The sequence below is a fragment of the Herbaspirillum sp. YR522 genome, assembly GCF_000282575.1.
In the GTDB taxonomy this organism is placed as follows: domain Bacteria; phylum Pseudomonadota; class Gammaproteobacteria; order Burkholderiales; family Burkholderiaceae_D; genus Herbaspirillum.
Genome location: NZ_AKJA01000035.1, coordinates 19485 through 30087 on the forward strand (window position 1 = coordinate 19485; position 10603 = coordinate 30087).

Consider the following 10603-nt stretch of genomic DNA (forward strand, 5'->3'; position numbering starts at 1 on the left):
GCTGTTGGTGTGTTGATGTGCAGTGCTGCCTATGCTGTCGGCCGTCCCGTCCTGCGGCGCGCGGATGCATCGTGTGCTGGTGGCTGAGGCATCCGCATGCCGCTGGCTGCCGGCCTGTCCCGCCGGGTGGGGCGTTTTTCCACGTGCAAATACCGTGTCCGGCAGCGTCTTTTGGTCTTTTCCTCAGATGCCGCGGCAAAAAACAGGCTGTAGTCTACTCCGAAGCGACGGGAAAATCTGCAACTCTTATATAAGACTCGAAGATTTTTTTGCCGCTTCCGGACAGCGTCGTTGTCACTCTGGCAATCCACGGGCCAAAAAAAGGGCCGCAAGCGCGGCCCCATCCAATAGCTGAGAGGTAAGGGTCAGGCCGTCACCGGCTGGCCGCTGGCCCGATTGCGGTACAGCACCAGGGTAGCGATCAGGCCGCAGACGGCGGCGGCGCTCATCCAGATGCCGGGGGCGGCCTTGTCGCCGGTGGCCTGGATCAGGCCGGTCGCCACGGCCGGGGTGAAGCCGCCGAACAGCGCCGTGGCCAGGCTGTAGGCCAGCGAAAACCCGGCGGTGCGCACCTCGACCGGCATGACTTCGGTCAGGGCCACGACCATGGCGCCGTTATAGCTGGCGTACAGGAACGACAGCCACAGCTCGACCGCCAGCATCTTGGCGAAGCTGGCGTCATGCACCAGCCAGTTGATCGCGGGATAGGAGGTCAGGATGGTCAGGACGGTGAACGCCAGCAGGATAGGGCGGCGGCCGATGCGGTCCGACAATGCGCCCATGACGGGCAGCCAGATGAAGTTGGACAGGCCCACGCACAGGGTCACGATCAGGCTGGCCTCGGTCGACAGCTTCAGCACGCTCTTGCCGAAGGTAGGGGTGTAGACCGTGATCAGGTAGAACGAGACCGTGGTCATCGACACCAGCATCATGCCGGCGATCACCAGCTTCCAGTTGTCGATCATCGACTGGAAGATCTGGCCGGTCGACAGGCGGTGCTTGCGGGCCTTGAACTCCTCGGTTTCCTGCAGCGAGCGCCGGATCACGAACAGCACCGGCACGATCATGCAGCCGATGAAGAACGGCACCCGCCAGCCCCATTCGCCGATCTCTGCCGGCGACAGGCTGGTGTTGAGTGCGTAGCCGATGGCGGCGGCCACGATGATGGCGACCTGCTGGCTGCCGGATTGCCAGCTGACATAGAAGCCCTTGTTGCCGGGCGTGGCCATTTCGGCCAGGTAGACCGAGACCCCGCCCAGCTCGACGCCGGCCGAGAAACCCTGCAGCAGGCGCCCGACCAGCACCAGCACCGGCGCCAGCGCACCGATGGTGGCATAGCCGGGCACGCAGGCGATCAGTACCGTGCCCAGCGCCATCAGCGCCAGGGTGACGATCAGTCCGCGGCGACGACCGACGCGGTCGACATAGGCGCCGAGGATGATGGCGCCCAGCGGTCGCATCAGGAACCCGGCACCGAAGGTCATGAAGGTCAGCATCAGCGAGGCAAACTCGTTGTCGCTGGGGAAGAAGGCCTTGGAGATGTGGGTGGCGTAGAAGCCGAACAGGAAGAAGTCGAACATTTCCATGAAGTTGCCGCTGGTCACGCGCAGCACCGTGGAAAGCTTCGACGGCGAAGATGTGGATGTACTCATGTGTGCCTCTTTTTGGTTGGCGAGCCGTGTATTCCGGCCTGGCGCCCATCATGCAGCGCGACGCGAGGTCGCGCGCTGGCGGGTTCTGTGGTGTTTTCTAGCTATTGCGCCGCCGATTCTAGCCGCTAATTCGATTTTGCGCGCGCTATCAGGCCGGATGCGGTCGAGCAGCTCGAACGCAAGATGGTGGCCGAGAGCTTGCAGCGGCACGCCGGCAACCTGGCCGCGAGCCCGCGCGAACCGGGGCTGGACCGCGCCAACCTGAAGCGGCTGGCGCGGCGCCTGGGCCTGCGGGGATGACCGCTCAGGGATAGAGTACGTCGACCGTAGCCGTGCCGCTGACCGGTATCGGCCCCGGCAGCATGGACTGGCCGCCGATGAGCACCGTGGGCTGGATGCTGATGTCGACACTGTAGTTGCTGGCCGCGCGCGCCAGCTCGCCCTCCTTGCGCCAGGCATAGCGGTGGCCCGGCGTCAGCGCCACGCCAGGGGTCTTGCGTTGCCATTGGCCGTTGTAGCGCCGCGCGTAGAAGATATGCATGGGCCTGCCGTCGGCCACGGCGCTGCCGGTCTCGAAATTGACGTCGTACAGGCTGATCCAGCGCGCGCCGATGCGGCTCATGCCATAGGCGGCCCGCACACCCGGGACGAAACGGTGCGCCGAGAACGCCACGGCGATGCGGGTAGGGGCAATACACTCGATGGTCAGGTTGATGGTCTTCTTCTCGAGTTGTGCCGGGCGGTCCCCGGGCAAGGACTGGGGGGCGATCGTGCCGAAGTTCACCACGCCATCGTTGGCTATGCTGGGCGCGCAGGCGGCGGGGCGGACGATTCCGCTCAGTTGCAGCGTCGAGCGTTGTTCCGCGGCGGCGTGGCTGCACACCAGCAGCGCCGCCAGCAGGCCCGGGCGGATACGTACCCGTCTGGCGCGCGAACGCCTATGGATACTCAAGCACCAGCGTGGTGCTGCCGTCGAGCCGGATCTCGCTCTGCAACGGGAGTTCGTCGAGCGGTTCGGGCCACAGCTGGACGACGAGGTCGCCATTGATGGCGCCAAACGTTCCTGTTTGCGGCTCGGCCGTCGTGCTCCATACATACTTGAATTCCTTGGTGATGACCTCTGCCGGGCCGATGAATTTCCATGGCGCCTCGCCATCCCGCGAGCCGACCAGCTTGGCGTCCTTGCCGTCGGCCTTCAGGTCCCTGAAATGCAGCAGGTACATGCCGATGTTCTTGTCGGCCACGCGTCCCAGCCCGAACATGCCGGCACGGCCGGAGGCCGTCGATAGCGTGTCGTAGATCGCCGGGACGCTATTGGCGCGGTCATCCTTGAAGCTCAACCGGGGCGAATTGGCGGGTACGCATTGTATGGAAAACGGCAATGTCCGTTCGGCGCTCAACAGGCGCGTGCCGGGAGCGGGCAGTTCGGCCGCGGTGATGTTGCCGAAGTCGGCGCTGCCATTGTTGGCCAGGTTGACCGTGCAGGGTGTGGGCACGATGCGACCGCTGACGACCAGGTCGACGTTATCGGCGGCCATCGCCGGTGGCAGGCAGGCGGCCGCGAGCAGCAGGTGGCACAGCCGGCGGGATAGCCGTGACAGGCGCGACTGCGACGGCCGCCGCCCGGGCGCGGGTCGGGCCTGGACGGCAATGAAGGCATGGCAGGTCGGGATGCAGGTCTTGTTCATGGTGGGGTTCTCTGTGAAGGCGCCGCTGCCGGCGAGGCTGGTCAGTACTCCAGGTCGATCGTGGCCCAGCCGTTGAAGGTGATTTCTCTTTCCAGTGGCAGGTCGTGGGGCTGTTCCAGCATGTAGCTGAGCACGATTTCACCGTCGATGCGCTCGAAGCTGGCAGCGCGGATATGCCGGTCGCCGGTCCAGCCCAGCGAGGCGGTGGTGAGGATGTAGTTGTAGTTCTCGAGGTGGTAGCCCGGTTTTTCGTCGGGACCATCGTCGTAGACCGGCCGTACCGGCACGTTTCCCGCCTTGAGGCTGTCGGGTTCGAAATACATGAAGTAGGAGCCGATGTTCTTGCCGGCCACCTTGCCCAGGCCGAACATGTTCGGTCGTCCGTGGCGTGCCTCGGCCCAGTCGCGATGATATTCGGGCACGCTGTTGGCCTGGTTGTCGGTAAAGCGCATGCGCACCCGGCTGGGCTGGGCGCACTGCAGGTGAAAGCTGAAGCGGGCGGCGTCATGCTTGCCGTAGCGCGCCAGCGGGTGCAGCGCCGACGCCTGCAGCGTGCCCAGGTCGATCCGGTTATTGGTCAGCACGATGGAGCAGGGCGGCGGCATGATGGTGCCGGTGACATTCAACTTGGCCGATTCGGCAGCATGTGCCTGCGGCGCGCTGCCGGCGGCCAAGGTCGCCAGCGGCAGCAGGCAGGCAGCCAGGCGGTGGAGCGGGGAAGACCGTTTCATCATGGGGTTTCCAGGGTAATGAAAGTGGCGGGAAAGCCGCCCGGGCGCAAGGCTGGGCGGGCGGCGCGGATCATCACTCGTATTTGAGCTCGAAGGTCGACACGCCATCGAGGCGGATGTCCTCGCCCAGGTTCAACTGGTCGATCGGCGGCAGATGCACCTCGACCGCCAGGCCTACCTTGAAGGTCTTGAACGCGCCTGGCATGTCGCCGGAAGCCGGCGCCCAGGCCAGCCAGCGGTCGGATGCGGCATAGGACTGGGCCGGCGTGTGCCAGTTGGCCTGGGTGCCGTCCGATGCCGTCATCCTGACCGTATCGCCATTGCCGGCGGCACCGGTGGCCAGGATCTTGATGTGATAGGAACCGACCTTGTTCTGCCCGTTCATGCCCAGGCCGTAGTGGAAGCGCTCGTCGAGGCTGCTCACCGAAGGGATGGCGGTATTGGGCCGTTCGTCCTTGACCCGCACCCGGACCTTGGCCGCCTGGGCGCAGAAGACCTGGAACTCGACGTTGCGCTCGCCGACCTTGATGGGATCGTTGCCATTGGCCAGCGTCGACAGGTCGAGCGAGCCGAAGTCGATCTTGCCGCCATTGTCGAATTGCGGGTTGCACGGCTTGGGTTTGATCACGCCCTCGATCGACAAGGTGGCCGATGCGCTGCCTTCGTTGGCACTGCTCGGCAGGCTGGCAGCGATCAGGATCAGCGCGGCCAGGTGCTTGTGCTGGAGTGCGGGTCGATTCATGTTGTTCCTTTCAGTGGATGAGTGGGGTGTTGGGTGTCAGTGCGCGGGAGCCGGGCGGCACCAGACGAGATCGGGCACGCTGCATAGCGAAAACGATCCATGCAGGTGGCTGCGGCCCGGATGAGGCGCTACGGGGGCTAGGTGGGGGAAAGATGAGTGCGTCGGCAAGATGGCCGGCGGGTCCGCGGGCGGCGCGAAGCTCATCAGGTGCATCAATGCGAGGGAAGACAGCGTAACAACTGCGTGCGGCATGGTGATGTGCTCGACTGGAAATGCTGCATTATTTCCCTTCGAAAACATTTTGGGTGGAGCCCGTTATTTCTCACAGCCCAAAAGCCTGCTGCTTCGAATAACTTGTAGAGATTGTTGCCTCGCGAGCACAATTAGTTAGATATCGGGACCCGAAAGTTGACGATACGAGACCAAGCGCGCCCCATGAGGCGCGCGCTGGTGGCGGCGCATGGCGATCCGCACCGGGGAGGGAAGGCAAAGGCGGCCAGCGCGGCGGACGGAGGCTGGAAAAAAAACACCCAGGAGCAGCGCATCGGCCAGTCCTGGGTGTCTTGCATCCGGTCGTTGCCAGATGCCGTTTTGTCGTGGCGTCGGAACCGGGTCGTTCGCCTGTCTCCACATCTCCTGCTTCAATGCAGCGGTCCGGCCACGTGTGGCAGTGGCCGGGCCGGGTTTATTGTGCCTGCTCCTGGCCGTCGAGGTCGGCGTGCTGGCCGCGGATGCGGATCGCGGTCAGACGCGCCGCAGCGGCGTCATCGACCGGCTGGGCCTGGTTGGCGCCCGGCGCGGCGGCGGTCTGAGGTTGCACCGGTTGAGGTTGCACGGCGCCGGCAGTATGAGTCGAATTCGACATGATGCTCTCCAAGGGATAAAAAATGTCGTGCGTCCTGGCGTCGTCGCGGCAGGGAAGGCGGGCAGCGCAGAGGTTGCCCCGTTGGCTGAACATTATGCCTTCAAGTTGCGGCGCAATATCGGCTCTCGTCCGATTTGTTTGTAGGATAGTCGGCAAACAGGCCGGATATCTTGTCATTCTGATAGCGCCTGATCGGGTTGTTTTGCTGCAAGGCAAAAAAAACCGTTTCCCACTGAAAAGATCGACCGCAATACCGTCTTTCCTACTTCGTTTTGCGACGACCACCGATGGGGGCGCGGCAGCGCCGTTTTTATGATGGGCAGTTTTCAACCCTGGAGTATGCCCATGTCCGAACACAAGCAAAACAATGCCAATACCTATAAGGTCATCGAGATCGTCGGCAGTTCGCCCACCGGAACCGACGATGCCATCCGCAACGCCATCGCCGACGCCGGCAAGACCATCAAGCATATCGACTGGTTCGAAGTGATCGAGACCCGGGGCCATGTCGAAAACGGCAATATCGGGCATTTCCAGGTGACGCTCAAACTGGGTTTCCGTCTCGAGCACTGACCAGTTCTGTCATGTGATGCCCAATGTCGAGCCTGTCCTGCCCGCTGGCCGGGGCGGATGCCGCATGACCCGCCGTTGGGCGGTCCACATGCCTCGCATCCGTGCTCGCCCGCGCGCGGATGCGGCACCGCCGCACGGTTCCCCGCACATTGGTCCGATGGGGCGGCAGCCCAGATGGGGGAAGGGCTTCGCCGCAGTGCAGCGGTAGGATTCATCCTACGCGACGTCGCGTCGCTGTCCGATAGTGAGTACGAGCAAGTGTCCGTATAACGTTGAACATCGGCGCACAAAATTTTCCGGTAGCACAACAATAAATCGCGATGGCTCGGCAATATCGGGCCAAGCCTGCATCCGGCGCGCCAGTGCTTTCTACCCAGGTGCTTTCTCATTGAGGGGATTATCTTGCAAGCTCGAGTCCTGTTGGTCAGTTCCGAGGCCGTACCACTCGTCAAGACGGGCGGCCTGGCGGACGTCATTACCGCGTTGGCGGTGTCCCTGCGTCGTGTCGGCATCGATGCCAGCATCCTGATGCCGGCCTATCCCGAGGCGGTACGCAACCTGGGTGACGCGGTGCAGGTCAACCTCAGGAACGGCCTGCCGGGCGGCGCCGCCCGCCTGCTGCACGGGACCATCCCCGGCACCGACGTGCCGGCCTTGCTGCTCGATACAGCGCGCTTTCGCCAGCGCGGTGCCAATCCCTATGTCGACTCCAACGGGGTCGAGTTCAACGACAACGCCGTCTGCTTCGCCGACCTGTCGCATGCCGCAGTGGCCATCTGCGCCGGCGAGACCACCTTGGCGGTGCCGCATGTGGTGCATGCCAACGATTGGCATGCGGGCCTGATTCCTTGCCTGCTCAAGCTGCGCGGGCTGGACCATATCGGCACCATGCTGACCATCCACAACCTGGCGTTCCAGGGCAATTTCGACCTCGGTGTGGCTGAGCAGATCGGCATTCCCGAGCACCTGTTGACCGGCGATGGCGTCGAATACTGGGGCAAGCTGTCGTTCCTGAAGGCGGGCATCCGGTTCTCGGATTGCGTCTCCACGGTCAGCCGCAACTATGCCAATGAGATCCTGACGCCGCGCTTCGGCTGCGGCATGGACGGTATCCTTGCCTTCCGCAAGCTGGACCTGCGCGCCATTCCGAACGGCATCGACGCCTCGCTGTGGGATCCGGTCGACGATCCGCTGATCGCCCGCAACTTCGGTGTCGGCGACATGAAAGGCAAGGCTGCCTGCAAGCGCGACCTGCAGAAGTTGTTCGGCCTGGTGCCGGCGGACCCGTTCGCCCCCGTGATGGGGATCGGCAGCCGCATTTCGCACCAGAAGATGGCCGATGTCGTCATCGAAGCGATCCCCGGCATCCTGCAGGCACATCCAAGGCTGCAACTGGTGGTGCTGGGTTGCGGCGAACCCGAGTACGAACAAGGCCTGCTGGCGCTGGCCGAGCGCTACAGCGATCGCATGGCGGTGCATATCGGCTACGACGAACGTCGTGCCCACGCATTGCACGCCGGCAGCGACATGCTGCTGCATCCGACCCGGTTCGAGCCGTTTGGCCTGACGCCCATCTACGCCCAGCGCTACGGTGCCATTCCCATCGGTTCCCGCGTGGGTGGGCTGGTCGACACCGTCTGCGACATCGATGTCGATCCCGTCAATGCCACCGGCGTGCTGTTCGATGGCGAAACCGCAGCCGACATGCAGCAAGCCGTGGCTCGCGCCTTTGCCATCTATCACGACAACGAGCGCTGGCAAGCCGTGCAGCGTAATGCGATGTCGGTGGATTGGGATTGGGCCGGTCCTACCCAGGCCTATATCGATGCCTATGTCAGCGTGGCGCACCCCACGGCCAAGTCGCTGTTCGCCCCCAGCCGTTCCGCCCCGGTGGCGCCACCCGTGGCGCGTCCGGCGGTACAGGGCGAACGCCGCTCGGGTGCTGCAGCCGCACTGGCCGCGGTCATTGCCAATGTGGTCGGCGGCGCACCTGCCAAGGCCGTCGCATAAGTCGCCCGTAGGGCACCGGCCGCTGGCCGGTACCAGCGGGTGGTAGTGGGTGGCCGACGGGGCCAGGCATGCGACCCCGCCGTTCCTTTCTCATCAATATCGATAACAACAACAGGAGTAAGCATGTCCGGCATGTCTGTCTTGGCCTCCAGCGAACCGGTCCAGGGACCGGCGTCTTCCAGCCCGAAAACACCTGCCACCGGCGCCCCCGCGGCGCCACGCCAACCCGATCCGCTGTCCGATGCGGACCTTGGAAAATTCAACGCCCTGCTGCAGGGCAGCCTGAACGAACCCTTTTCGCTGCTGGGGCCGCACCGTCTCGGTGACGACAGCCTCAGCGTGCGCTGCTTCCATCCCGGTGCCGACGCGGTGCGCGTGAAGTGTCCGCGTACCAGCAAGTCGCTCACCACCATGGCCCAGCTGCCCGCGCCGGACGGCTCGCCCAGCGGTTTCTTCGTGGGCGTGGTCACGGGCGTGACGCGCGACAAGGCCGCCACCGATTATGTCTTCGAGGTCGACTGGCGCCAGCCCGACGGCAGCACCAAGGTGCAGACCACGGAAGACACGTACGCCTTCGGGCTGTTGCTGGGCGAACTCGACCTGCACCTGCTGCAGGAAGGGCGCCATCGGCAACTGGCCGATTGCCTGGGCGCGCGCGCCACCGAGATCGATGGCGTGCCCGGCACCCGCTTTGCGGTGTGGGCGCCCAATGCCCGCCGCGTGTCGGTGGTGGGTGACTTCAACCAGTGGGACGGCCGCCGCCACATCATGCGCTTGCGCCACGAACAGGGCGTATGGGAAATCTTCATCCCCCGCATTGGTCCCGGCGACGTCTACAAGTACGAGATCGTCGCCCCCGACGGCAGCGTGCTGCCGCTCAAGGCCGATCCGGTCGCGCGCGCCACCGAGCTGCCGCCGGCCACCGCCTCGGTAGTGGCCGACCCGCGCCCCTATCATTGGAACGACGAGCAGTGGATGGCCCAACGTGCCGCGCGCCAGGCGCTGGACGCCCCGATCTCGATCTACGAACTGCATCCGGCGTCCTGGCGTCGGGTGCTGGAAGACAACCGGCGCAACCTCGACTGGGATGAGCTGGCCGACCAATTGATCCCGTATGTACAGCAGCTGGGCTTTACCCATATCGAGCTCATGCCGGTGATGGAGCATCCCTTCGGTGGCTCCTGGGGCTACCAGCCGATCGGACTGTTCGCACCCAGCGCCCGCTTTGGCAAGCCTGAGCGCTTTGCCGCCTTCGTCGACCGTTGCCACCAGGCCGGTATCGGCGTGCTGCTGGACTGGGTGCCCGCCCACTTCCCCAGCGACACGCATGGCATGGCGCAGTTCGACGGCACCGCGCTCTACGAGCACGCCGACCCGCGCGAAGGTTTTCACCAGGACTGGAATACCCTGATCTTCAACCTCGGACGCAACGAGGTGCGGGGCTTTCTGATCGCCAGCGCGCTCGAATGGCTGGAGCATTTCCACGTCGATGGCCTGCGCGTCGATGCGGTCGCTTCGATGCTCTACCGCGACTACAGCCGCGCCAGTGGCGAATGGGTGCCCAATATCCATGGCGGGCGCGAGAACCTGGAAGCGGTGGCCTTCCTGCGGGAACTGAACCAGGTGGTGGCACAGCGCTGCCCGGGGGCACTGATGATCGCCGAGGAATCGACCTCGTGGCCCGGCGTGACATCGGAAGTGGTCCATGAAGGCAACCACCACGGCCTGGGGTTCAGCTACAAGTGGAACATGGGCTGGATGAACGACACGCTGCGCTACATGGAATCGGATCCGCTGTTTCGCCGCTACCATCATCACGACATGACCTTCGGGCTGTTGTATGCGTTTTCGGAGAACTTCATCCTGCCCATCTCGCACGACGAGGTGGTGCATGGCAAGCGGGCGCTGCTCAACAAGATGCCGGGCGACGAATGGCGCCGATTTGCCAACAACCGGGCCTATTTCGGTTTCATGTGGACCCATCCGGGCAAGAAGCTGCTGTTCATGGGCACCGAGTTCGGTCAACCGGACGAGTTCGACCACGACCAGTCGCCGCCATGGCACCTGCTCGACGAACACGGCGGCCATGCCCCCGGTCATCGCCAGTTGCAGCGCCTGGTGGGCGACCTCAACCGCCTGTACCGCCAGGAGCCGGCACTGCACCAGCGCGACTGCCGTGCCGACGGCTTTGCCTGGGCCGTCGGCAACGACAGCGTCAACAGCGTGCTGGCCTACTTCCGCTACGCCGATAACGCCGCGCCGGTACTGGTGCTGGTCAACCTCACGCCGGTGCCGCGTGAACACTATCGTATCGGCGTGCCGCCTGCCGGCAACGGCGGGGG

Annotated in this window: 9 protein-coding genes; 3 read left to right on the forward strand and 6 right to left on the reverse strand. The window is 64.5% G+C overall.

The genetic code is table 11. From position 1 onward, the window contains the following. Window positions 1-365 precede the first annotated feature (365 nt). The 6 genes from PMI40_RS06095 to PMI40_RS06120 all read right to left on the reverse strand — a co-directional run bounded on the left by PMI40_RS06095 (window position 366) and on the right by PMI40_RS06120 (window position 5678). On the reverse strand, window positions 366-1652 hold the full coding sequence (locus tag PMI40_RS06095; RefSeq protein ID WP_008113216.1) for an MFS transporter: 1287 nt from the start codon (window positions 1650-1652) through the stop codon (window positions 366-368). Between the two features lie 304 nt (window positions 1653-1956). Beyond that, a complete protein-coding gene (locus PMI40_RS06100) occupies window positions 1957-2604 on the reverse strand; it encodes a DUF1120 domain-containing protein (protein ID WP_008113217.1) in 648 nt (215 codons plus the stop codon). Continuing rightward, window positions 2591-3340: a DUF1120 domain-containing protein gene (locus PMI40_RS22875; protein WP_008113220.1), complete on the reverse strand. Its 750-nt coding sequence runs from the start codon at window positions 3338-3340 to the stop codon at window positions 2591-2593. The genes PMI40_RS06100 and PMI40_RS22875 overlap by 14 nt, the downstream gene beginning before the upstream one ends. Before the next feature lie 41 nt (window positions 3341-3381). After that, window positions 3382-4071, reverse strand: a complete 690-nt coding sequence (locus PMI40_RS06110; RefSeq protein WP_157221455.1) for a hypothetical protein — start codon at window positions 4069-4071, stop codon at window positions 3382-3384. A 73-nt stretch (window positions 4072-4144) separates the two neighbouring features. After that, window positions 4145-4813 carry a DUF1120 domain-containing protein gene (locus tag PMI40_RS06115; RefSeq protein ID WP_008113224.1) on the reverse strand — a complete coding sequence of 223 codons (669 nt, stop codon included), beginning with the start codon at window positions 4811-4813 and terminating at the stop codon, window positions 4145-4147. A gap of 685 nt (window positions 4814-5498) precedes the next feature. Further along, window positions 5499-5678 (reverse strand): hypothetical protein, encoded by a 180-nt coding sequence (locus PMI40_RS06120; RefSeq protein ID WP_008113226.1) that lies wholly within the window; start codon window positions 5676-5678, stop codon window positions 5499-5501. Between the two features lie 345 nt (window positions 5679-6023). Here PMI40_RS06120 and PMI40_RS06125 point away from each other — a divergent pair, with 345 nt between their 5' ends. The 3 genes from PMI40_RS06125 to glgB all read left to right on the forward strand — a co-directional run. Beyond that, window positions 6024-6251: a dodecin gene (locus PMI40_RS06125; RefSeq protein WP_008113228.1), complete on the forward strand. Its 228-nt coding sequence runs from the start codon at window positions 6024-6026 to the stop codon at window positions 6249-6251. Window positions 6252-6653: 402 nt separating this feature from the next. Continuing rightward, window positions 6654-8261 carry a glycogen synthase GlgA gene (gene glgA, locus PMI40_RS06130; protein WP_008113229.1) on the forward strand — a complete coding sequence of 536 codons (1608 nt, stop codon included), beginning with the start codon at window positions 6654-6656 and terminating at the stop codon, window positions 8259-8261. A gap of 123 nt (window positions 8262-8384) precedes the next feature. Next, a partial coding sequence (glgB, locus tag PMI40_RS06135) for a 1,4-alpha-glucan branching protein GlgB (protein WP_008113230.1) occupies window positions 8385-10603 on the forward strand: 2219 nt, incomplete at its 3' end.

What these genes read in the sequence shown, in the direction of transcription:
- PMI40_RS06095 (WP_008113216.1), bottom strand. Translation starts at nt 1,652, where the DNA reads ATGAGTACATCCACATCTTCGCCGTCGAAGCTTTCCACGGTGCTGCGC.
- PMI40_RS22875 (WP_008113220.1), bottom strand. Translation starts at nt 3,340, where the DNA reads ATGAACAAGACCTGCATCCCGACCTGCCATGCCTTCATTGCCGTCCAG.
- PMI40_RS06110 (WP_157221455.1), bottom strand. Translation starts at nt 4,071, where the DNA reads ATGAAACGGTCTTCCCCGCTCCACCGCCTGGCTGCCTGCCTGCTGCCG.
- PMI40_RS06115 (WP_008113224.1), bottom strand. Translation starts at nt 4,813, where the DNA reads ATGAATCGACCCGCACTCCAGCACAAGCACCTGGCCGCGCTGATCCTG.
- PMI40_RS06120 (WP_008113226.1), bottom strand. Translation starts at nt 5,678, where the DNA reads ATGTCGAATTCGACTCATACTGCCGGCGCCGTGCAACCTCAACCGGTG.
- PMI40_RS06125 (WP_008113228.1), top strand. Translation starts at nt 6,024, where the DNA reads ATGTCCGAACACAAGCAAAACAATGCCAATACCTATAAGGTCATCGAG.